Here is a 22,558-nt window from a genome sequence, read left to right as displayed (position 1 = left end):
TCAGAGCTCTCCTGCCGTGCAGACTTCGCACACAGCCATGGCGTTCGCTGCTGCCCGCTTGAGTGCCAGCCGCTGCAGGGCAACGGCTGGGCTGACGGGGGTGAGCAATTCCCCGGCCTGCTCGCCTTCTGCTTTATGAACCTCATCAGGCAACACTGGCTGGCTGCCACTCCCCTGCCCCGGACGCCCTCCTGCATTCTGCCGAATGGTCGGCCCCACGACCGTCACCCCAGCCGGCGTGATGCGGATAAAGCTGCCTCCTGCGCTGAGTGTCAGCTCGCTATCCGCTTCGATCACCATTTTCTGCCCGGCCTTCAGATGTATCTCGCGCCCGGCTTTGGTCAGCTGGGCGACGCCGGCCTGAAGATGCTGGCTTCCGCCGATGGTCAGATGGTCATCAGCCTTGATCTCGGTCCTGCGGTCGGCGTGGGTGCGGTGGTGCTCTTCGGCCAGGTTCTCGGTGTAACGATTGGCCTCGATGCGTTCGTGCCGTTCGTTGCCGACGCGGATACGCTGGTCGTGCTGGATGTTCTGATCCCAGTCGCGCTGGGCGTGGATGAAGATCTGCTCCTCGCCGGCCTTGTCCTCGATGCGCAGTTCGTTGAAGCCGTTGCCGCCGGGACTGCTCAGGCTCTTGAACAGGCTGCGGGTCTTGTGTGCCGGCAGCTCGTAGGGCACCGGATGGGCACTGTTGTACAGACAGCCGGAGACCAATGGCTGGTCCGGGTCGCCTTCCAGAAAACTGACCAGTACTTCCATGCCGATGCGCGGGATGGTCACGCTGCCCCAGTGGTTGCCGGCCCAGCTGCTGGCCACCCGCAACCAGCAGCTGGTGTGGGCATCGGCCTGACCTTCGCGGTCCCAGTGGAACTGGACCTTGATCCGGCCCTGGTCGTCGCAGTGGATTTCTTCGCCGGCAGGGCCGGTGACCACCGCGGTCTGCTGGCCCAGCACCCGGGGCTTGGGATGGCGCAGGGCTGGGCGGTGCGGGGTGTCCCAGGGGGTGGCCTGGAAGTGGTTGCGGTAGCCTTGGGTGAAGGTGGGGTCCTCCTTAGTCCAGGACTTTTCCCCCTCTCCCCAGCCCTCTCCCGCGAGGGGAGAGGGGGTAAAACTGTGCAAACCGGCAACATAGGTAACAGATCAGACCGGCAACATGGGTTACACAAGTTACGGTATGGGCAAGGAGGACCAGCCCATGCCCTGGCAAGAGACTTGTGTAATGGATCTGAAGGTGAAACTGATTGCCGACTGGCTGCGGGATGAGTACAGCGTAAGCGAGTTGGCCCGCGGTTATAACCTGAGCCGCAAGACGGTGTACAAGTGGATCAGGCGTTACGAGGAACAGGGCGGTGCCGGGCTGGAGGAGCGATCCCGCGCTCCCCATAACTGTCCGCACACTGTCTCGGAGGAGGTTGCCGAGCGCATTGTGGCAACCAAGCGGGCTCATCCCAGCTTCGGACCGAAGAAGGTGGTGGACCTGCTGCGTGTGGAACAGCCGGGCGTTAACTGGCCGGCTGACAGTACGGCCGGCGAGATTCTCAAGGCAGCTGGGCTGGTCAGGAAGCGGCGGTACAGGCGGCCTTATCCTGCAGACCCGCAGCCGTTTGAGATGGGCAACCGGCCCAATGCGCTGTGGAGCATCGACTACAAGGGCCAGTATCCGACGGCGGATGGGAGCTGGTGTTACCCGCTGACGCTTACAGATAACGCCAGCCGCTATCTGCTGGGCTGCCAGGCAGTATCGGCAACCAGCTATGCCCTGGCGCGACCCGCTCTGGAATGGGCCTTTCATGAGCACGGGCTGCCCGAAGGCATATTGTCGGATAACGGATCCCCGTTCGCCAGCCGAGGCGCGGGCGGATTGACCAGGCTGTCGAAGTGGTGGGTGGAACTGGGTATTCGCGTGCACCGCACCAGACCGGGCACCCCGACCCAGAACGCCCGCCACGAACGGATGCATGGCTCGCTGAATCGAGCCATAGGTGGAGAGTTGAGAGGGGCTGATACAAGGACGCAACAAGCCGCGCTACAGGCATTCCGGCAAGAGTTTAATGAACAACGCAGTCATGAAGCTCTGAACCGACAGACGCCTGCCAGCGCCTATCAGCCTTCGCAGCGGATCTACTCGCCAGTCTTGCGGCCAATCGAATATGCCGCAGACCAGCAGGTAAGAAGCGTGAGGCAGAACGGTGAGATCAAGTGCAGAGGACAGCTGATCTATCTGAGCGAGCTGCTGGCTCAGCACCGAGTGGGGTTGAGAGAAATCGAGGGTGATCGGCTGGAGGTGCGCTACAGCTTCCACCTGCTCGGCTATATCAACCTCAGGACATCGCGATTAGAGCCCGCGTGCCAGTGGCACGCGGGGGGGAGAGGTGTAACCCATGTTCCCGGTTTAAAGTGTTACCCATGTTCCGGTTGCACAAACCGGTGGTGGATGATAATTCGGTGTTGGTGATTGACTCTTCCAGCACCTGCGGCTGTTTGCCTTCGTGGTGGAGTTCGGTGATCAGCCAGAGGTCGTTCCAGTTGGTTCTTGGGTGGCCTTGCAGTTCGAGGAAGTGGCCGCTGCGCAGGGTTGGCTGGTCGCTGTGGCCGGTAGCCTGGCGGTAGTCGCTGCGGTGGCGTTCTAGGCTGCGCTGGGCCAGGTGCTTGCCGCGGCTGCGGTCGGTGAAGCGGCCGGGATAGTCGTAGTCTTCCAGGTCGGGCAGCTGTTCACCGCGGGCCTGGCTTTCCAGCAGCAGGCGGGCCTTCTGGTGGTCGTAGTCGCGGCGGGTGACGCGGCTGGTGCGGGTTTCCAGGCGGACGCCGAAGCGCTTGATCACCGGCTCATCGGCGACCATGCCGTTGCCCTGATCAAAGCCGGTGGGCGCCAGGCGCGGGAACACCGTCTGGTCGTCGCCGAACACCAGGTGATGGCCGTCCGGGCTGTGGCGGAAGTGGTAGTGGATGCCCTCTTCCTCGCACAGGCGCTGGATGAAGTGCAGGTCGGTCTCGTCGTACTGGGTGCAGTAGTCGCGCTCGGGATACTCGCTGCCCAGCTGGAATTGGAAGGCATCGCTCTGGATGCCGTGGTCGGCCAGTACCCGGCTGATGATCTGGGGCACCGTCAGGTGCTGGAAGATGCGCTGGTTGTGGCGCAGGGACAGGTAATGCAGGTGCGGTACCAGCTCCAGCCGGTAGCGGGTCATGCGTTTGCCGGACTCGCCGATGGCGGCGTGGTGAATCAGGCCGTGCAGTCCGGTGCCCTCGCCTTCGCCATGCTGAATACCCAGCCAGGCATTGCGCTGCAGCAGGGCCTCCAGATCCAGGTCCGGCTGGTCACTGACCAGCTGCAGTTCGATGCGGTAGCACTGGCTGATGGCTTCGTGAGCGCGGAACGACAGCACCCGGAAGTCGTGCTCGAGGCCGGGCAGGTCCAGGGTGAAGTGGGCTTCATTGGCGGGGGAGAACATCCGCAGGTCCTTGTTCAGTAACGGTGTTGCCGTTACAGCGAACTACGGCCCGGGCATTATTCCCTATCGTGCCCCGTCTCGCTGTGAGCGAGTCGGCATTATCGACCACCCATGAAAAAAGGGGCTTCGTTTTCACGAAACCCCTTCTTCATGCACCGGTCTGGTATCAGCCCAGCGATTTCACCGCTTCGATCATCTGCACCATGACCTTCTGCGCATCGCCGTAGACCATGGAGGTGTTCTCGGCGAAGAACAGCTCGTTCTCCACGCCGGAGTAACCCTTGCCCTGACCACGCTTGACCACATAGGCCTGACGCGCCATGTCGACGTTGAGGATCGGCATGCCGTAGATCGGGCTGGACTTGCGGTGGCGAGCGGCCGGGTTGACCACGTCGTTGGCGCCCAGAACGATGGCGACATCAGCCTGCGGGAAGTCTTCGTTGATGTCTTCCAGGTCGTAGATGATGTCGTAGGGCACACCGGCTTCGGCCAGCAGCACGTTCATGTGACCAGGCATACGTCCGGCAACCGGGTGGATGGCGAAGGCCACGTCCACGCCCTGCTTCTGCAGCAGCTTCACGAACTCGTACAGCTTGTGCTGTGCCTGAGCCACCGCCAGACCGTAGCCGGGAACGATGATCACCTTGCTGGCGTAGTACATGGCAATGGCCGCATCGGAGGCGTCAGCCGCCTTCATGGTGCCCTGGATTTCGCCGTCTTCGCTGCCGTCATCGCCGCCGAACTGGCTGAAGATCACATTGCTGACCGGACGGTTCATGGCCTTGGCCATCATCAGCGTCAGCAGGGTACCGGCCGAGCCGACCACGGTACCGGCAATGATCATCGCCGGGTTCTGCAGCACGAAGCCTTCGAAGGCAACGGCCAGACCGGTGAAGGCGTTGTACAGGGAAATCACCACCGGCATGTCGGCGCCGCCGATCGGTGTGGTCAGCAGTACGCCCAGCACCAGTGCAAGGATGAAGAACAGGGCCACCAGCGAGAAGGAAATACTGCCTTCAATGCCGGTTACAACAATGTAGGCGCCCAGAGCCAGAGAGCCGAGGAACAGTATCAGGTTGATGATCTGTTGAGCCGGCAGGCGGAACACACCGTTCATGCGACCATCGAGCTTGGCCCAGGCAATCAGTGAGCCGGACAGTGCCACGGCGCCGATCAGGCCGCCCAGTACCGCCAGGATGGAGACCACGATTCCGTGCGACTGGGCATTACCGGAGAACAGCTCGGTAGCGGCAATGGCCGCGGCCGCACCGCCGCCCATGCCGTTATACAGTGCAACCATCTGTGGCATGTCGGTCATGGCGACCTTCTTGCCGCTGTACCAGGCCCACCCCAGACCCAGACCCAGCGCGATCAGCACCAGCGCCACGTTCATGCTCAGGTGCTCCTGAGCTTCGGCTCGCACGTCAAAGCCGTAAAGGAAGGCCGCCAGGACGGCCAGCACCATGCCGATACCGGCAATCAGGATACCCGAGCGTGCGGTAACCGGGCTGGCCATGCGCTTGAGGCCGTAGATGAACAGTAGTGCCGTGAGAAAGTATACGGCTTCGATAATGAATTGATTCATCTGTTGTTATTCCTTGTCCGCTGTACCTTGGCGCTTGTCGCTGGGCTTGAACATTTCCAGCATGCGCTCGGTTACCACATAGCCGCCGGCGGCGTTACCCGCACCCAGCAGAACGCCGAAGAAGCCGATCACCTGCTCCAGAGTGGAGCCGGCGTTCAGCAGTGCCCACATGGCACCAACGACCACGATGCCGTGAACGAAGTTGGAGCCGGACATCAGCGGGGTATGCAGAATGGCCGGAACCTTGCCGATGATCTCGTAGCCGGTGAAGGCCGCCAGCATGAAGATGTACAGGGCGACAAAGCCGGTAATGGTAGTTACTGGATCCATGATCAAGCCTCAGCAGTTTCGAGGGCCTTGCGAGCGGCCTCGTTGCGAATTTCACCAGCGTGGGTCAGAACCGCGCCGGCCAGAATCTCGTCTTCCCAGTCAATGGCCAGTTCGCCATCCTTGACCATCAGGCCGACCAGATTCTGCAGGTTGCGGGCATAGAGCTCCGAAGCATGCTCGGCCAGGCGGCTGGGCACGTTCAGCGGCGCGACAATGGTCGCCGGCCCGACTCCTACGGTCTCACCGGGCACGGTCAGCGGGGTGTTGCCGCCGCCTTCTGCCGCCAGATCGATGATCACCGATCCGGGCTTCATGCCCATGATCTGCGCTTCGCTGATGATTTTCGGGCTGGGACGGCCGGGGATGGCGGCGGTGGTGATGACCGCATCGGCCTGCTGGATGTGACGAGTGATGACCTGCTCGACCTGGGCCTTTTCTTCCTCGGTCAGCTCACGGGCGTAGCCGCCCTCGCCGCTCGCGGAAACCCCGGTGTCGACAAATTTGCCGCCCACCGACTCCACCTGCTCCTTGACCTCGGCACGCACGTCGTAGCCTTCGATCATGGCCCCCAGACGCTTGGCGGTGGCCAGCGCCTGCAGACCGGCGACACCGGCCCCCATCACCAGCACCTTGGCCGGACGCAGAGAGCCAACCGCGGTGGTCATCATCGGCAGAATGCGACTGAGGTTGGTGGCGGCCATCAGGCCGGCTGCATAGCCGCTCAGCGCGGCCTGGGAGGACAATGCATCCATGGCCTGGGCGCGGGTAATACGTGGAATCAGCTCCATGGCAAAGCAGGTGATCTGACGGTCGCGCAGTGCACGGACGATCTCCGGCTCGCGGTGTGCATAGATGAAGCTGCACAGCACGGTACCCGGCGCCATCTGCTCGATATCAGCCAGAGACGGTGGTTGAACGCTGAATACCAGGTCAGTCTTGACCGGTGCGGAGACGATTTTCACGCCTTCCTTCTCAAACGCGTTATCGGGAATTCTCGCAGCAAGGCCTGCGCCGGATTGCAGAGAACATTCGATACCCATTTTCGCCAGCTTGTTGGCGACGGATGGGACCAGGGCCACGCGTTTTTCGTGTTCGCGTGTTTCCCCGGGAACAAACAGACTGACCGGCATGGGGTCTCCTTTCACCTATTGTTTGTTTTATGCAAAGTCAAAAACGCGGGCAAGCATACACCAAATGCAATTGAACTTTTGTAGAGGTTTTGAAATTTTTTGTTGTCGAGCCCCGAGGAAATTCCCCAAAGACTGAGAAAAAGGCAGGAAAATATCATACCGTTTTTTAAAATACAGTGGCTTCCCCCAAATGAGGTAGAGTCCTCAGGGAGCCATCAACACCAGCCAGAGCGGAAGGGTAAGCCCTGCCACCACGGTTGAAAGGAAGATCACTGAACTGATGATCCTTGTATCAGCCTGACCCATGGCGAACGCCATGACATTTACCCCGGTCGGACAGGCGGCCATCAGCACCAGCACCGTGTGAGCCAGGGGATCGAGTCCGGCAAGCAGGCCCAGAGCCAACACCAGCGCCGGCATCAGCAGCAACTTGCTGAGGGTGAGCAGAACCAGACTGCCACTCAGATGGATGCGATAGCCGGAAAGGCTCATGCCGAGCATCAGCAAGGCCAGCGGCAACGCCGCAGCCGCCAGCATCTCCACCAGACGCCAAAGCGGGGCGGGAATCTCCAGCCCACTGAGGTTGACCAATGCCCCGCACATGAGTCCTATGATCAGCGGATTGGCCAGGCTGCCCAGCAGACTGCGCCAATTCAGCTCGCCACTGCCGAAGAAGGCATTGTAGAAACTCTGCAGGGTAAACAGCACCAGGCTGTGGAAGACCAGCACCGCAAACAGGTAAACCAGACTGTCCGGTCCGAGCATCACGGTGATAAGTGGAATCCCCACCAGCACATTGTTCGAGTAGCTTGCCGCCAGTCCCATGGATGAGGGACGCCCCAGGCGCCTGTGCATCAACAGGTTGATGAGCACGAAGACAGAGATGGCCGGCAGGAAGTACAACAACAGCAGCATCGGCGACATCGCCCGGCTGAGATCGGCACGGGCCAGCCCGGCAAACAGCAGTACGGGCATCATCAGCTTGAAAGTGATGATGCTCAGGGTGGCATTGCCATCGGCAGGAAGTATGCGACGTGCGCCCAGAAACCAGCCAAGCAGGATCAGCCCGAAAACGGGAATCAAGGCATTGAGTACAGTCACGCAGCTCTCCTCTTTTCCGACGAACTCCGGAGCCGCCAGCAAGTCTACTGGCCGAATCCGCTCAGCAGAAGCAAATTCCTGACAGACAGCTACATTTATAGCTGTCATCTACAGATGCCCCTGAATGACTCGTTCAACGGTAAGGATCACCCATGACCACCATCATCGACTTGCTCAACACCCTCTTCTGGGATTACATCCTCATCTATGGCCTGCTCGCGGTCGGGCTCTTCTTTACCCTGCGCCTGGGCCTGATCCAGTTCCGCCATATCGGCGAGATGTTCCGCTCCATCATCGGCGCCAGACAGAGTGACCGTTACGGCATCTCCCCGTTTCAGGCGCTGTGCACCAGCCTCGCCTCACGTATCGGCACCGGAAATATCGCCGGCGTGGCCGTGGCTCTGTACCTGGGCGGGGCCGGCGCCATATTCTGGATGTGGATGGTTGCACTGGTCGGCATGGCGACGGCCTACGCGGAAAGCACCCTTGCCCAGCTTTACAAGGTGCAGGACCACAAGGGGCAATATCGCGGCGGTCCGGCGTACTACATTGCCCGGGGGCTCAGAGCGCCCTGGGCGGCAGTGATCTTTGCACTGGCATTGATCCTGTCCTTCGGCATGGTATTCAACGCGGTTCAGGCCAATTCCATCGCCGATGCCGTGGAAAGCGCCTTCGGGGTTCCCAAGCTGTGGGTGGGACTCGCCGTTGCCGTTCTTGCCGGCGCGGTGATCTTCGGCGGGCTGCGTTCGATCGTCCGCTTTGCAGAGTACGTCGTACCCTTCATGGCCGGCGCCTATGTGCTGATGGCGCTCTACGTGCTGGTGGTCAACTTCGATGAGGTGCCCGGTACGCTCCTCACCATCGTCCGCAGCGCCTTCGGCCTCGAGGAGGCCGCCGGTGGGGTGGCCGGATCCATGACCGCCGCCATGCTCAATGGCATCAAGCGCGGCCTTTTCTCCAACGAGGCCGGGATGGGGTCCGCACCAAATATTGCCGCCACCGCCACGCCCTCCCCTCACCACCCGTCCTCCCAGGGGTTGGTGCAGGCCACCGGCGTCTTCTTCGACACCCTGCTGGTCTGTACCGCAACCGCAGTCATGATCCTTCTGGCCGACGTTCTGGAGCCCGGCTCCGGTGTGACCGGCATCCAGCTTACGCAGCAGGCCCTGGAAATGCACATAGGTGGCGCCGGCCAGTACTTTGTGGCCATTGCCATTCTGTTTTTCGCTTTCACTTCCATCGTGGCCAACTACACCTACGCTGAGAACGCCCTGATCTATCTGGGACTGGGCAATAATCTGGGCCTGACACTGTTGCGACTGATTGCGTTGGGCATGGTGGTCTGGGGCGCCTGGGAGGCGGTGCTCACGGTATTCAACTTCGCCGATGCCTCCATGGGACTGATGGCCACCATCAACCTGATCGCCATAGTGCTGCTGTCCGGCACCGTGGCCAAGCTGACGAAAGACTACTTCGAGCAGCGGCGCCGGGGCGTGGAGCCGCGTTTCACGGTCAAGGACTATCCCGAACTGCAGGACAAGATAGATACCGGGATCTGGAAGTAGACCCGCAACCACAAATAAAAAGGCGCGCCAATGGCGCGCCTTTCTGCTTCCGGATCGAGCTGACTCAGTCTTTCAGACGCCAGGTAGTGACTCCCTTGCTGTCCTCGAGCACCACGCCCATCTCCGCCAACTGGTCGCGAATGCGGTCGGACTCGGCCCAGTTCTTCTCCGCGCGGGCCTGCAGACGGGCCTGGATCAGCGCCTCAATCTCAGTCGCATCAACCCGCCCGGCCGCACCGGACTGCAGATACTGGTCGGCGTCCAGTTGCAGCAGCCCGGTGACAGCAGCCAGTTCGCGCAGACGCGCACCCAGTGCCGCTGCGGCATCGAAGTCGCTGTCCTTGAGCCTGTTGACCTCGCGGGCCATGTCGAACAGCACCGCGCAGGCTTCCGGCGTATTGAAGTCGTCGTCCATGGCCTTGCCGAAACGCTCGACGAACTCCTCACCGCCGTTGGCAGGAACCTGAGGCAAGCCCTTGATTGCGCGGTATAAACGCTCCAGTGCGCCCTTGGCTTCCTTGAGGTTGTCCTCGGAATAGTTGATGGGGCTGCGGTAGTGGCTGGCCACCAGCAGATAGCGCACCACCTCGGGATGGTACTGCTCAAGCACATCGCGAATGGTGAAAAAGTTGCCCAGGGACTTGGACATCTTCTCGCCGTCCACCCGCACCGCGCCGGCATGCATCCAGGTCATGGCGTAGGGCTTGCCGGTAGCGGCTTCGCTCTGGGCAATCTCGTTTTCGTGGTGCGGGAATACCAGATCAGGACCACCACCATGGATATCGAAAGTGTCGCCCAGACAGCAGGTGGACATGACCGAACATTCGATATGCCAGCCGGGACGACCCTCACCCCAGGGCGAAGCCCAGCTGGGCTCACCCGGCTTGGCCGCCTTCCACAGCACGAAGTCCAGCGGATCCTCCTTGGCTTCACCCACCTCGATGCGCGCGCCTATCTTCAGATCCTCGATGCGCTTGCGCGACAGCTTGCCGTAACCGGCAAATCGCCCCACCCGGTAATAGACGTCACCATTGCCCGGTGCGTAGGCGTAGCCCTTGTCGATCAGGGTCTGGATCATGCGGAACATGCCGTCGATATGTTCGCTGGCCCGCGGCTCCTGATCCGGACGCAGCACGCCCAGGCGGCCCTCGTCCTCGTGCATGGCGGCGATCATGCGCTCGGTCAGCTGCTGGAAGCTTTCGCCATTCTCGGCAGCACGGCGGATGATCTTGTCGTCGATGTCGGTGATGTTGCGTACGTAGGTCAGGTCGTAACCACGGTGGCGCAGCCAGCGGGATATCACATCGAAGGCCACCATGACCCGGGCATGGCCGATATGACAGAAGTCATACACGGTCATGCCGCAGACGTACATGCGCACCTGGTTGTCCACCAGCGGACGCAGCGGCTCCTTGGTCTTGCTCAGGGTGTTGTAGATCTGCAAGGCCATGCTCACTGCCCCCAGGAGTCACGCAGGGTGACGGTGCGGTTGAACACCAGATTGCCCGGGCGCGAGTCCTTGCTGTCGGCACAGAAGTAGCCTTCGCGCTCGAACTGGAAGCGGTCTTCCGGTGTGGCAGTGGCCAGCGACGGCTCGGCGCGGCAGCCGGTGAGCACCACCAGCGAATCGGGATTGATATTGTCCAGGAAGCTGCCGCCCTCCTCGGTCTTGTCCGGATTGGACTCGGTGAAAAGGCGGTCGTACAGCCGCACCTCGCACTCCACGCTCTCGGCACCCGGCACCCAGTGGATCACCCCCTTGACCTTGCGCCCCTCGGGGTTCTTGCCCAGGGTGTCGGGGTCGTAGCTGCACAGCAGCTCGACGATATTGCCCTCGGCATCGGTGATGGCCTCGTCGGCCCGGATCACGTAGCTGCCGCGCAGGCGCACTTCGCCGCCCGGCACCAGGCGCTTGTAGCCCTTGGGCGGATCGACCATGTAGTCGTCCCGGTCGATATAGATCTCGCGACTGAACGGCAGAATGCGCTCGCCCATGTCCTGCTTGGGATGGCGCGGCAGCGACAGCTGCTCGACCTGCCCTTCGGGATAGTTGGTGATGGTCACCTTCAGCGGACGCAGCACGCACATGGCCCGCGGGGCGTTATTGTCCAGGTCGTCGCGGATGCAGAACTCCAACATGCCCATGTCGACCACCGCATCGGAGCGGGTGACCCCGATGCGTTCACAGAATTCACGGATCGCAGCCGGGGTATAGCCACGGCGACGGAAGCCGCTGATGGTGGACATGCGCGGGTCATCCCAGCCATCCACATGCCCCTCGTCGACCAGCAGCTTGAGCTTGCGCTTGCTGGTGACCGTGTAGTTCAGGTTGAGCCGGGCAAACTCGTACTGGCGCGGCTTGGCCGGTACCGGCAGGTTGTCCAGGAACCACTCGTACAGGGGCCGGTGATCCTCGAACTCCAGGGTACAGATCGAATGGGTGATGCCCTCGATGGCGTCGGACTGGCCATGGGTGAAGTCGTAGCTGGGATAGATGCACCACTTGTCACCGGTCTGGTGATGGTGGGCATGGCGGATCCGGTACAGGATGGGGTCACGCAGGTTCATGTTCGGCGCAGCCATATCGATCTTGGCGCGCAGCGCACGGGCGCCGTCCGGAAACTCGCCGGCGCGCATCCGCTCGAACAGGTCCAGGTTCTCCTCGACACTGCGGTCGCGGAAGGGGCTGTTGCGGCCCGGCTGGGTCAGGTTGCCGCGGTATTCCCGGGCCTCCTCCGGAGACAGGTCGCAGACGTAGGCCTTGCCTGCCTTGATCAGCTCAACCGCCCAGGCGTACAGCTGATCGAAGTAGTCCGATGCGTAACGCACCTCACCGTCCCACTGGAAGCCCAGCCACTGCACATCCTGCTTGATGGCATCAATGTATTCCTGCTCTTCCTTGGCCGGGTTGGTGTCGTCGAAGCGCAAATGGCAGACCCCACCGAACTCCCGGGCCAGACCGAAGTTCAGGCAGATCGACTTGGCATGGCCGATGTGCAGGTAGCCGTTGGGCTCCGGCGGAAAGCGCGTCACGATACGGGTGTGCTTGCCGCTCTGCAGGTCAGCCTGCACGATCTGGCGCAGAAAGTGGGCGGGTGGCGTGATTTCCGGTTTATTCATAGGTAATTCGGGGCTCATCCTGGGCAGTGTTGTCGACACGGCGATATTGATCAGCGGACAGGTTCAGCGCCTGAACCCATCCGGCCAAAAAAGACGTCCATCATACCCTAAACTCATGGATGCCTGAATCCGCCCCAGCTGATAGCATTGGCATCTTTTATCCGAATCCATTACCTGTACCAAGCCGAGGAGCAATCGCATGGTCAAGCTGCACACCAACTTCGGGGTCATCACCCTGGAACTCTTCGCCGACAAGGCCCCCGAGACCGTCGAAAACTTCAAGCAGTACGTGCGTGACGGCCACTACGACAACACCATCTTCCACCGCGTGATCAACAACTTCATGATCCAGGGCGGCGGATTCGAGCCGGGCATGATCCAGAAGGACACCCGCGCGCCGATCAAGAACGAAGCCAACAACGGCGTCGGCAACACCGTCGGCACCATCGCCATGGCCCGCACCATGGACCCGCACTCGGCCAGCGCCCAGTTCTTCATCAACGTGGCTGACAACAGCTTCCTCAACCACACCTCCCAGACCACCCAGGGCTGGGGCTACGCCGTATTCGGCAAGGTGACCGAGGGCATGGATGTGGTCGAGAAGATCAAGGCTGTCCGCACCACCAGCCGCGCCGGCCATCAGGACGTACCCGCCGAAGACGTGATCATCGAGCGCGCCGAACTGACCGAGTAAGCCATCCCCGATGCGCTATCTGTTCGTTTCAGACCTGCATCTGGAAGCACAGCGCCCGGACATCACCCGGGCGTTTCTGCGCTTTCTCGACGAGCAGGCCAGCCAGGCCGACGCCCTCTATATCCTCGGGGATTTCTTCGAGGTCTGGCTGGGGGACGACAACCCCGACCCTCTGGCCGACCAGATCAGCGCTGCCCTGCTCTCCCTGTCTCAATCCGGCGTGCCGGTATTTGTCATGCACGGTAACAGGGACTTCCTCATCGGCAGGGATTTCTGCCGCCGCTCGGGCTGCACCCTGCTGCCCGATCCCACTCTGATCGACCTGCGTGGCGAGCGCGTGCTGCTGATGCACGGTGACAGCCTGTGCATTGATGACATCGGCTACATGCGCATGCGCCGCTGGCTGCGCAACCCGCTGAGCCTGTTCATCCTGCGCCACCTGCCCCTGACCACCCGCCACCGCATCGGCCGCAAGCTGCGCAACGAAAGCCAGACCCGCACCCGCTACAAGGCGCTGGAGATTACCGACGTCAATCAGGACGAGGTGCTGCGGGTAATGCGCACCCATCGGGTAACTACCCTGATCCATGGTCACACCCACCGGCCGGCGGTGCATCCGCTGGAGCTGGATGGCCGCAAGGCCCAGCGGATAGTGCTGGGGGACTGGGACCAGGCGGGATGGGCGCTGGAGGTGGATGAGCAGGGTTATCGGCTGGGGAGTTTCGAGCTGGGTTGACGATGGCCTTTCTCGACCAGCCTTTTTTAGCTCCCCCAAAAAGCAAAACCCCCGGCTCTGGCGAACCGGGGGTCTGCTTACCGCATGAAGCTGGCGCTTACAGCTTGCCAGTCAGCTCCGGTACCGCCTCGAACAGGTCGGCGACCAGGCCGTAGTCGGCAACCTGGAAGATCGGCGCTTCTTCGTCCTTGTTGATCGCCACGATCACCTTGGAGTCCTTCATGCCAGCCAGGTGCTGGATGGCACCGGAGATGCCCACGGCGATGTACAGCTGCGGCGCAACGATCTTGCCGGTCTGACCGACCTGCATGTCGTTCGGCACGAAGCCGGCGTCCACCGCGGCGCGGGAGGCGCCAACGGCAGCACCCAGCTTGTCGGCCAGGCTGTACAGCAGCTGGAAGTTGTCGCCGTTCTGCATGCCGCGACCACCGGAGATCACGATCTTGGCACCGGCCAGTTCGGGGCGGTCGGACTTGGCCAGTTCTTCGCCAACAAAGGCGGAGATGCCGGCGTCCTGGGCCGAGGCAACGGCTTCGATGGCGGCGCTGCCACCTTCGGCAGCCACGGCGTCAAAGCCGGTGGCACGTACGGTGATCACCTTCACCGCGGCGTCGGACTTGACGGTGGCGATGGCGTTACCGGCATAGATCGGACGCTTGAAGGTGTCCGGGCTCTCGACGCTGATGATCTCGGAGATCTGGTCAACGTCCAGCAGGGCAGCCACGCGCGGCAGGTAGTTCTTGCCGTTGGTGCTGGCCGGGGCCAGGATGTGGCTGTAACCCTTGCCGATCTCGGCGATCAGCAGGGAAACGTTTTCCGGCAGCAGGTTGGCGTAGGCGGCGTTGTCGGCCACCAGCACCTTGGAAACACCGGCGATCTTGGCAGCGGCTTCCGCTACTGCGCCACAGCCGGCACCGGCAACCAGTACCTCGATGTCGCCACCGATCGCCTGGGCGGCCGCCACGGTGTTCAGGGTGGCGGCATTCAGTTCGGCGTTGTTGTGTTCAGCAATAACCAGAATCGTCATGTCAGATCACCTTGGCTTCGTTCTTCAGTTTGTCGACCAGCTCGTCCACGGTCTTGACCTTGATGCCGGCGCTGCGGGCAGCCGGCGCTTCGACCTTGACGGTGCTCAGGGTGGAGGCGGTGCTCACGCCCAGCTCTTCCGGCTTGAGGGTCTCCAGCGGCTTCTTCTTGGCCTTCATGATGTTCGGCAGCGACGCGTAGCGCGGCTCGTTCAGGCGCAGGTCGGTGGTGACGATGGCCGGCAGTTTCAGGTCAACGGTCTGCAGACCGCCGTCGATCTCGCGGGTGACCTTGACGCGGTCGCCTTCCACAGTCACTTCCGAGGCGAAGGTGCCCTGGGCGTAGCCGGACAGCGCAGCCAGCATCTGGCCGGTCTGGTTGTTGTCGGAGTCGATGGCCTGCTTGCCGAGGATCACCAGCTGCGGCTGCTCCTTGTCGACCACGGCCTTGAGCAGCTTGGCGATGGCCAGGGAGTTCAGTTCGTCGTTGCTCTCGATCAGCACGGCGCGGTCGGCACCCAGTGCCAGGGCGGTACGCAGCTGCTCCTGGGCAGCGGTCGGGCCTACGGTGACCGCGACGATTTCAGTGGCGACACCCTTTTCCTTCAGGCGTACGGCCTCTTCCACGGCGATTTCGCAGAAGGGGTTCATGGACATCTTGACGTTGGCGAGATCGACACCGCTGTTGTCCGCCTTGACGCGAACCTTGACGTTGTAGTCAACAACGCGCTTGACCGCTACTAATACCTTCATGGTTACCTCGTGTTTTTTTCGCGTGACTGCCGGCCAGACCAATGATGAAATATGACCATAGAATGAAAAACAGTCATTAAATAAACGAAACGCGCTTCAATGAAAAGCGCCCTATCATGCCGAGGCTGCCCGGACCGGTCAATAGTCCATAGCCGAAAGTGGCATTGAAATGCACGTCATCTTTACATCTTTACACTGGTACGGCGGATCATGATTGCTATAATGCGCGGCCATACTGAATGCAGAACTATAAAGCGCCTTACCGATTCAGCCCAAGATTCAGGAGATAAGAACAGTGGAACGCGAATTCATGGAGTTTGATGTCGTTATCGTGGGAGCAGGCCCCGCGGGTCTGTCTGCCGCCTGCCGCATCAAACAGCAAGCAGCCGACGCCGGCCAGGAGATCAGCGTCTGTGTCGTTGAGAAAGGCTCCGAGGTCGGTGCCCACATCCTGTCCGGTGCGGTATTCGAGCCTCGCGCCCTGGAAGAGCTGTTCCCCAACTGGAAAGAGCTGGGCGCGCCGCTGAACACCCCGGTCAAGCGTGACGACATCTACATGCTGACCAGCGAAGAGAAGGCCAAGAAGCTGCCTGACCTGTTCGTGCCCAAGACCATGCACAACCAAGGCAACTACATCATCTCCCTGGGCAACCTGTGCCGCTGGCTGGCCCAGCAGGCCGAGAATCTGGGTGTGGAGGTCTACCCCGGCTTTGCCGCCCAGGAAGCGCTGATCGACGAGAACGGCGTGGTCAAGGGCATCCTCACCGGTGACCTGGGTGTCGACCGCGAAGGCAACCCGAAGGACGGGATGTACACCCCCGGCATGGAACTGCGTGCCAAGTACACCCTGTTCGCCGAAGGCTGCCGCGGCCATATCGGCAAGCAGCTGATCAAGCGCTACAACCTCGACTCCGACGCCGATGCCCAGCATTACGGTATCGGTATCAAGGAAATCTGGGACATCGACCCGAGCAAGCACGAACAGGGTCTGGTGGTACACACCGCCGGCTGGCCGCTGGATATCACCGGCAGCGCCAACACCGGTGGCTCCTTCCTCTATCACCTGGAGAACAATCAGGTGGTGGTCGGCCTGATCGTCGATCTGTCCTACAGCAACCCCCACCTGTCGCCCTTCGACGAGTTCCAGCGCTACAAGCACCACCCGGTGATCAAGCAGTACCTGGAAGGTGGCAAGCGTGTGGCCTACGGTGCCCGCGCCATCTGCAAGGGCGGCTTCAACTCGCTGCCGAAGATGGTCTTCCCCGGTGGCGCGCTGATCGGCTGCGACCTGGGCACCCTGAACTTCGCCAAGATCAAGGGCAGCCATACCGCGATGAAATCCGGCATGCTGGCCGCCGATGCGGTAGTTGAAGCACTCAAGGCCGGTCGCGAAGGTGGTGACGAGCTGACCAACTACGTGGACAGCTTCAAGTCCAGCTGGCTGTACGACGAGCTGTTCCGTTCGCGCAATTTCGGTCCGGCGATCCACAAGTTCGGCACCCTGGTCGGTGGCGCCTTCAACTACATCGATCAGAACTGGTTCGGTGGCAAGATCCCGGTGACCCTGCGTGATACCACGCCGGACTATGCCCGTCTGAAGAAGGCTTCGGAAGCGCCGAAGATCGCCTATCCCAAGCCCGATGGCGTGATCAGCTTCGACAAGCTGTCCTCGGTGTTCCTGTCCAACACCAACCATGAGGAAGACCAGCCGGTCCACCTGAAGCTGGCCGATCCGAGCATTCCGATCGAGAAGAACCTGCCGCTCTACGATGAGCCCGCCCAGCGTTACTGCCCGGCCGGCGTGTATGAAGTGGTCAGCAATGACGACGGCAGCAAGCGCTTCCAGATCAACGCTCAGAACTGCGTGCACTGCAAGACCTGTGACATCAAGGATCCGGCCCAGAACATCAACTGGGTGGCTCCGGAAGGCGCTGGTGGTCCGAACTATCCCAACATGTGATCAGCAGTCTGCTGCAAGGAAACCCGGCCCCGTGCCGGGTTTCTGCTTTTCAGGGCAGCGATGTCAGGCGGCGACGGGTGGCTCCTGCCCCGGGCCCCTCGGGTTGGACGGCAGCGGCGGCAGGCCGTGCAGGACCCGTGCGCGCTGGCATTCAGGGCTGTCCTGGCCGTTCTCGCCGTGGAACGGAAACTCCCGGCAGGTGCTGGAACGCTGCTCGTAGATGGTGCAGCGTACCGAACTGCCCACCTCCCCCATCAGTGCCACGCAGCGCGGTTGCGGCTGGTTGGTACCCCGCATGCAGCTGAGGTGCGGAGTGACCTGCTCTATCAGACGGTCCGGCACGGTGCCGCCGGGAGCCGAGTCCGCCTCGCCCCAGTAGAAGGAGACGCGGAAGGTGGCGCAGCAGGCGCCGCAGTCAAGGCAGGGGGATATATCGCTCATCGCATGGCGTTCCTCGATTCACTAAGGTGGAGCGAATTTTTACGCCTGTCGGGTGGGATACCACAAGGGGGCGACGCAAATTTTTCCTGTGAGGATCATCCACTGCCCGCGGCCGGCGATTTCACTGCTACCATCGGGTCTGGATCTTTCGCCGTACGGGAGTTGCTGATGTCTGATGTAATCGCTGGTCTGGACCTGAATCGCCTCAACCGCATCGCCGGGCACATGGAGGACAAGTACCTCGCCACCGGCAAACTGCCCTGCGCCGTCACCCTGGTCGCCCGTGAGGGGCGCATCGTCTGGCAGCAGGCTCAGGGGTTGATGGACGTGGAGCGCGGCAAATCCGCACAGCTGGATACCCTGTTCCGCATCTATTCGATGACCAAGCCGATTACCTCGATCGCCCTGATGCAACTGTACGAACAGGGCCGTTTCCTGCTCGACGACCCGGTACACAAGTACATACCCGCGTGGCGGGATCTGCGGGTATACAAGTCCGGCGTCTATCCGAACTTCGTCACCACCCCGGTACAACGGCCGATGACCATCCGTGATCTGCTGACCCACCAGTCCGGGCTGACCTATGGCTTCTCCTGCCAGACCAACGTGGACGCCGCCTACCGCCAGCTGAAGCTGGACGGCCACATGGGGCTGACACTGGAAAAACTGGTGGAGGAGCTGGCACACCTGCCCCTGGAGTTCTCGCCCGGCACCGCCTGGAAGTACTCCGTCGCCACCGACGTCTGCGGTTACCTGGTCCAGCTGCTGTCCAGCCTGCCCCTGGACGAGTACTTTTCCCGCTACATCCTCAGCCCGCTGGGCATGCAGGACACCTTCTTCACCGTGCCGCAGGACAAGCTGGAGCGCTTCGCCGCCTGCTACGAGTACCAGAGCGGTGACCGCTACCGTCTGCAGGATGACCCTCAGACCTCCCACTTCACCCGCGAACACGGCTTTCTTTCCGGTGGCGGCGGGCTGATCTCGACCATCGGCGACTACTACCGCTTCACCCAGGCACTGGCCAATGGAGGAGAACTCGATGGCGCCCGTATCATCGGACGCAAGACCCTGGAGTTCATGCGCCTGAACCACCTGCCCGGGGGCACCGACCTGCCGCGGGTATCGGCCGGCGGTTTCAGCGAGACGCCCTATGAGGGCTCCGGCTTCGGTCTGGGGTTTGCCGTGAAGGTGGATATCGCCAAGTCGCAGACAATCAGCTCGCCGGGGGAATACGGCTGGGGTGGCAAGGCGGGCACCACCTTTTTCATCGATCCGGCGGAAGACCTGCAGGTGATCTTCATGACCCAGCTCAGCCCCTCCTCGAGCTACATGGTTCGTCAGGAACTGCGCGCCATGGTGTATGGCGCTCTGGTCTAGAACTCGACCTTGCCGCGCAGCGCCTTGATGGTGCCGCGCTGCGTCTTGTTGTCGACCCGCTTGCGCTGGGAGCTGCGCGTGGGGCGGGTCGGCCGGCGGACTTTCTCCACCACGGTGGCGGCCTGGATCAGCTCTACCAGCCGGGCAATCGCGTCGTCCCGGTTCTGTTCCTGGGTCCGATGGCGCTGGGCCTTGATCACTATCACCCCATCCTTGCTGATACGGTGATCCCGGTACTGCAGCAGGCGCTCCTTGCAGTGCTCCGGCAGGCTCGAGGCACGGATATCGAAGCGCAGATGGATGGCGCTGGAGACCTTGTTGACGTTCTGGCCTCCGGCCCCCTGGGCACGGATGGCCGTGAACTCCAGCTCCTGCTCATCCAGCTGGATATGTTCCGAGACCCTGACCATCCCCTCCTCCCGCTGCGCCTGACTGCCTATACTCGGCTCAAGGGTACAGGAGAAGAGCACGGATGAACAAAGTACTTGGGGCGCTGCTGGTGATCGCGGCTCTGCCGATCCTCGCCGGGGAAGCGGTGGATGACTCCGACCTTCCCCAATGGACGGTCGACCGCATCGCTCCGCTGCATGACCGCGTCTCACGCTGGGTAAGCAATACCTCGCGCAACATTGATGGTTTCTTCGGCACCGACGCCCACCTGCATACCAGCAACAGGTCCTATATCCGCCTGACCCAGGAGATGGAATGGGAGGAAGGACAAAGATTGAGCGTCGATCCCGGCATCCGCTTCAAGCTGGATCTGCCGACCACCCGGGAGCGTCTGCGGTTGATCATCGAGAGTGATCCGGAGGAGACCCAGGGTACCCTGGCCGAGCAGGGCTCGCAGCGCCTGCGCGGAGACAGCCAGACGGCAGGAGACACCGTGGTCGGTCTGAGCCGACTGACGGACCGGGACTGGAAGCAGCATTGGGACACGCGCTTCAGCGCCGGGATCAAGGTACGGCTGCCGCTGGATCCCTACCTGCGCTGGGATGCCAAACGGCTCTGGGATCTGGGGGACGGCCCCTGGACGCTGGCCTCGGAAAACCGCCTGTCCTGGTTCAACAGTGACGGCTACTTCGCCCGTACCCGCTGGGATCTGGGCCGTCCACTGGATGAGCGGCGCCATCTGCGCCTGGTCACCAATGTGCAGTGGCAGGAGGATGAAGACACCCTGGAGTTCTCCGAAATGGCGGCGCTCGACCGTATTCTCGGGTCACGCAGCGCCATCCGCTACGCTGCTGTGGTGGTAGGCAACAGCGCCTCGAATCCGCGTATCAACGATTATTACCTGCAGGCCCTGTACCGGCGCAACCTGCACCGGGAGATCCTCTTTGCCGACGTCATACCGGAACTGCATTTCCACCGGGACACGGGGCATCAGCCCCGCTGGGGGCTGACGCTGCGCCTGGAGATGTTCTTCATGGGAGATGTGATCAAGCGCTGAGCCGGGCGGCGGCCATCTGCAGGAAGGAGGCGATCCATTGCATCATCAGCTGGCTGTCGGCTTCGGCGTTGAGAGAGGCCCGGCCCGCGCGGAGTCGGGCCGCCGGCAGGGTGTCCCGACGCATCTCCATCAGCGCCCTGCAGTAGTCGACACAGAACTCCGGATGCCCCTGCACGCTCAGGAAGCATTCACCATACTGGATCAGGTAGTAGGGGCAGAAGTCGCTGCTGGCCAGTACCTGAGCTTCCTCCGGCAGCACCACTACCTGATCCTGATGGCTCACCAGCAGATCCAGCTCCTCCTGCCAGGGCTGCATCCAGGGTTTGCGCTCGATCACCTGATTGAAGGACAGCCCAACACCCCAGCCCTTGTCGGACTTGACCACGGTACCGCCCAAGGCCCGCGCCATCAGCTGATGACCGAAGCAGATGCCGACCAGCGGCCGCTGCTCTGCCCACAAAGTGCGCACGAAATCGCTCAATGCCTCAATCCAGTGCAGGCCATCGTTGACACCGAACTTGCTGCCGGTGATCAGCCAGGCGTCGCATTCGGTGGTGGTCGCCGGCAGTTCGCCATCCAGTACCCGGTACACCGGCAGCTCGCAGTCCGGCAGCACCGCGCGCAATGCCTTCTCGAACATCTGCGGATAATTACCGTGTTCGGGTTGCAGAACCGGATTCACGTCATCCGCTTGCAGAATACCTATCTTCACCTTGTCACCTCTGTGCTATGGCGCCCGGGCGCCGGACCGGTTTCACAGCAAGAGCCGTGCCTGGCGGCGATCATTCCCAGCCCGGCACCCCTTCGCGGATCAGCGCCGAGAAACGCGGATCATCCCCGGCTGCCCTGGCCCGGTCGGTAATCCTGCCCCGCCGCTGCAACTCCTCCAGCTCCATTCCGGGCATCATGCCCCCGACCTCGTGCACATAGGCTGGAAGACGGCCGGTCAGCAGCAACCGGTAGTCCAGCGGCAACCCTGCCACTATCTTCTTCATCATCGAATACACAATAGTGGTGCAGTTGCCGGTTATCGTGTGATAGAAGCGCGGATGCTCGGCCAGACGGTTGGCCTGCACCACGAAGGAGCGGAACAGTTCGCGTGCATCCGCCGGGCTCAGGTTGATCCGGTACAGCCACAGATCCTCGTTCCGCACGTTGCTGCGCACCCGCACCACATCCCTTTCATCGGACGCGATGATGGCCAGCTCGAACTGCTTGAAGAATCCACCGACCTCGGAAAAGCTCTCATCCTGCTCCCGGCGGATTTCCACGGAGAACGCCAGGTACTCGCCACCGTCGAAGCCGAAGGACACCAGCACGTGGGCGATGTTCTCCAGCCCCCAGTAGGAGGTGATCATGTCCACCGAGCGCAGACGCCGCAGGTCATACTCGCGGCTTTCCCAGCGGATGTCGTAATCCTCGGGAGTGCGCCAGTCGAAGTTGCGCACGTGATGCAACCGAACCCGGTTGCCCTCCAGCTCCCCGGTACTGATATACGCCAGATCATCCGCCCAGTTGCGTTCATGGCTGGGTCTGATGCCACTCCACCACAGCATCAGCAAGGCAAACATCATCAGGTAACCCAGCGTCGCCTGCCATCCGCCCTGCCCGGCCCACAGCCAGTACATGCAGCCAGCCAGTCCCAGCAGCCAGAGCGCACAGCACAGCATGCGCCCCGGAACGCCACCGGGCGCCTGATACCAGAGGGCGAGCACGGCCCAGATGCTGCTGAGCAGCATGATCAGGGTTGCAAGGGAAAGGAACAGAGTGCGCAGCATGGGAAGCCTGTTGAAATTTCTGCCAATCCTACGCCAAAGGCCCGAGCCTGGTACAGATCCGGGA

Annotated in this window: 19 protein-coding genes and 2 pseudogenes; 7 read left to right on the top strand and 14 right to left on the bottom strand. The window is 61.9% G+C overall.

Annotated elements, in window-relative coordinates; all coding sequences use genetic code 11:
- Positions 1 to 1,104, bottom strand: a pseudogene (tssI, locus tag VF673_RS02785) (type VI secretion system tip protein TssI/VgrG); the annotation flags it as partial.
- A 49-nt stretch (positions 1,105 to 1,153) separates the two neighbouring features.
- Between tssI (VF673_RS02785) and VF673_RS02780 the strand changes: the two are divergent.
- Positions 1,154 to 2,455: a DDE-type integrase/transposase/recombinase gene (locus tag VF673_RS02780; protein WP_440290784.1), complete on the top strand. Its 1,302-nt coding sequence runs from the start codon at positions 1,154 to 1,156 to the stop codon at positions 2,453 to 2,455.
- On the opposite strand, the pseudogene tssI (VF673_RS02775) reads toward VF673_RS02780, so the two are convergent.
- The 5 genes and pseudogenes from tssI (VF673_RS02775) to VF673_RS02755 form a co-directional block, all read right to left on the bottom strand.
- Positions 2,448 to 3,452 (bottom strand): annotated as a pseudogene (tssI, locus tag VF673_RS02775) (type VI secretion system tip protein TssI/VgrG); the annotation flags it as partial. The gene VF673_RS02780 and the pseudogene tssI (VF673_RS02775) sit on opposite strands and share 8 nt — an antisense overlap.
- A gap of 166 nt (positions 3,453 to 3,618) precedes the next feature.
- Entirely contained in the window at positions 3,619 to 5,037 is a 1,419-nt protein-coding gene (locus VF673_RS02770; protein ID WP_440290783.1) for an NAD(P)(+) transhydrogenase (Re/Si-specific) subunit beta, read from the bottom strand.
- Positions 5,038 to 5,043: 6 nt separating this feature from the next.
- Positions 5,044 to 5,367 carry an NAD(P) transhydrogenase subunit alpha gene (locus VF673_RS02765; protein ID WP_440290782.1) on the bottom strand — a complete coding sequence of 108 codons (324 nt, stop codon included), beginning with the start codon at positions 5,365 to 5,367 and terminating at the stop codon, positions 5,044 to 5,046.
- Positions 5,368 to 5,369: 2 nt separating this feature from the next.
- The gene (locus tag VF673_RS02760; RefSeq protein WP_440290781.1) at positions 5,370 to 6,497 is read right to left on the bottom strand and encodes an NAD(P) transhydrogenase subunit alpha; all 1,128 of its coding nucleotides are present in this window, start codon (positions 6,495 to 6,497) and stop codon (positions 5,370 to 5,372) included.
- A 204-nt stretch (positions 6,498 to 6,701) separates the two neighbouring features.
- On the bottom strand, positions 6,702 to 7,598 hold the full coding sequence (locus tag VF673_RS02755; RefSeq protein WP_440290780.1) for an AEC family transporter: 897 nt from the start codon (positions 7,596 to 7,598) through the stop codon (positions 6,702 to 6,704).
- A gap of 152 nt (positions 7,599 to 7,750) precedes the next feature.
- On the opposite strand from VF673_RS02755, the gene VF673_RS02750 reads away from it, so the two are divergent.
- The gene (locus tag VF673_RS02750; protein ID WP_440290779.1) at positions 7,751 to 9,163 is read left to right on the top strand and encodes an alanine/glycine:cation symporter family protein; all 1,413 of its coding nucleotides are present in this window, start codon (positions 7,751 to 7,753) and stop codon (positions 9,161 to 9,163) included.
- 64 nt (positions 9,164 to 9,227) lie between these two features.
- On the opposite strand, the gene cysS is transcribed toward VF673_RS02750, so the two are convergent.
- Positions 9,228 to 10,613 carry a cysteine--tRNA ligase gene (cysS, locus tag VF673_RS02745; RefSeq protein ID WP_440290778.1) on the bottom strand — a complete coding sequence of 462 codons (1,386 nt, stop codon included), beginning with the start codon at positions 10,611 to 10,613 and terminating at the stop codon, positions 9,228 to 9,230.
- A gap of 2 nt (positions 10,614 to 10,615) precedes the next feature.
- The gene (locus tag VF673_RS02740; protein WP_440290777.1) at positions 10,616 to 12,283 is read right to left on the bottom strand and encodes a glutamine--tRNA ligase/YqeY domain fusion protein; all 1,668 of its coding nucleotides are present in this window, start codon (positions 12,281 to 12,283) and stop codon (positions 10,616 to 10,618) included.
- Between the two features lie 199 nt (positions 12,284 to 12,482).
- Here VF673_RS02740 and VF673_RS02735 point away from each other — a divergent pair, with 199 nt between their 5' ends.
- Positions 12,483 to 12,977, top strand: coding sequence for a peptidylprolyl isomerase (locus VF673_RS02735; protein ID WP_090541364.1), 495 nt, complete (start codon positions 12,483 to 12,485; stop codon positions 12,975 to 12,977).
- 10 nt (positions 12,978 to 12,987) lie between these two features.
- On the top strand, positions 12,988 to 13,713 hold the full coding sequence (gene lpxH / locus VF673_RS02730; RefSeq protein WP_440290776.1) for a UDP-2,3-diacylglucosamine diphosphatase: 726 nt from the start codon (positions 12,988 to 12,990) through the stop codon (positions 13,711 to 13,713).
- 97 nt (positions 13,714 to 13,810) lie between these two features.
- Here the strand turns inward: lpxH and VF673_RS02725 are convergent, their stop codons facing one another.
- On the bottom strand, positions 13,811 to 14,740 hold the full coding sequence (locus VF673_RS02725; RefSeq protein ID WP_440290775.1) for an electron transfer flavoprotein subunit alpha/FixB family protein: 930 nt from the start codon (positions 14,738 to 14,740) through the stop codon (positions 13,811 to 13,813).
- 1 nt (position 14,741) lies between these two features.
- A complete protein-coding gene (locus tag VF673_RS02720; RefSeq protein ID WP_440290774.1) occupies positions 14,742 to 15,491 on the bottom strand; it encodes an electron transfer flavoprotein subunit beta/FixA family protein in 750 nt (249 codons plus the stop codon).
- A gap of 295 nt (positions 15,492 to 15,786) precedes the next feature.
- On the opposite strand from VF673_RS02720, the gene VF673_RS02715 reads away from it, so the two are divergent.
- Positions 15,787 to 17,451 carry an electron transfer flavoprotein-ubiquinone oxidoreductase gene (locus tag VF673_RS02715; RefSeq protein WP_440290773.1) on the top strand — a complete coding sequence of 555 codons (1,665 nt, stop codon included), beginning with the start codon at positions 15,787 to 15,789 and terminating at the stop codon, positions 17,449 to 17,451.
- A 63-nt stretch (positions 17,452 to 17,514) separates the two neighbouring features.
- Here VF673_RS02715 and VF673_RS02710 read toward each other — a convergent pair whose 3' ends face one another.
- Entirely contained in the window at positions 17,515 to 17,892 is a 378-nt protein-coding gene (locus VF673_RS02710; protein WP_440290772.1) for a YkgJ family cysteine cluster protein, read from the bottom strand.
- A 168-nt stretch (positions 17,893 to 18,060) separates the two neighbouring features.
- Between VF673_RS02710 and VF673_RS02705 the strand changes: the two genes are divergently transcribed.
- The gene (locus VF673_RS02705) at positions 18,061 to 19,269 is read left to right on the top strand and encodes a serine hydrolase domain-containing protein (RefSeq protein ID WP_440290771.1); all 1,209 of its coding nucleotides are present in this window, start codon (positions 18,061 to 18,063) and stop codon (positions 19,267 to 19,269) included.
- Here the strand turns inward: VF673_RS02705 and arfB are convergent.
- Positions 19,266 to 19,679 carry an alternative ribosome rescue aminoacyl-tRNA hydrolase ArfB gene (arfB, locus tag VF673_RS02700; RefSeq protein WP_440290770.1) on the bottom strand — a complete coding sequence of 138 codons (414 nt, stop codon included), beginning with the start codon at positions 19,677 to 19,679 and terminating at the stop codon, positions 19,266 to 19,268. The two genes, VF673_RS02705 and arfB, sit on opposite strands and share 4 nt — an antisense overlap.
- Before the next feature lie 62 nt (positions 19,680 to 19,741).
- Here arfB and VF673_RS02695 point away from each other — a divergent pair, with 62 nt between their 5' ends.
- Positions 19,742 to 20,716 carry a hypothetical protein gene (locus VF673_RS02695; RefSeq protein WP_440290769.1) on the top strand — a complete coding sequence of 325 codons (975 nt, stop codon included), beginning with the start codon at positions 19,742 to 19,744 and terminating at the stop codon, positions 20,714 to 20,716.
- Here the strand turns inward: VF673_RS02695 and VF673_RS02690 are convergent.
- Together VF673_RS02690 and VF673_RS02685 are read right to left on the bottom strand one after the other, a co-directional pair.
- Entirely contained in the window at positions 20,706 to 21,428 is a 723-nt protein-coding gene (locus VF673_RS02690) for a glutamine amidotransferase-related protein (protein ID WP_320330637.1), read from the bottom strand. The genes VF673_RS02695 and VF673_RS02690 overlap by 11 nt on opposite strands.
- A 70-nt stretch (positions 21,429 to 21,498) precedes the next feature.
- Positions 21,499 to 22,494: a DUF4105 domain-containing protein gene (locus VF673_RS02685; protein WP_273123832.1), complete on the bottom strand. Its 996-nt coding sequence runs from the start codon at positions 22,492 to 22,494 to the stop codon at positions 21,499 to 21,501.
- Positions 22,495 to 22,558: the final 64 nt, after the last annotated feature.

This window comes from Halopseudomonas sp. Lyrl_26, from assembly GCF_051948695.1.
In the GTDB taxonomy this organism is placed as follows: Bacteria; Pseudomonadota; Gammaproteobacteria; order Pseudomonadales; family Pseudomonadaceae; genus Halopseudomonas; species Halopseudomonas formosensis.
Note: the sequence above shows the minus strand (reverse complement) of the source record. Positions and strands in the feature narration are given on the sequence as shown.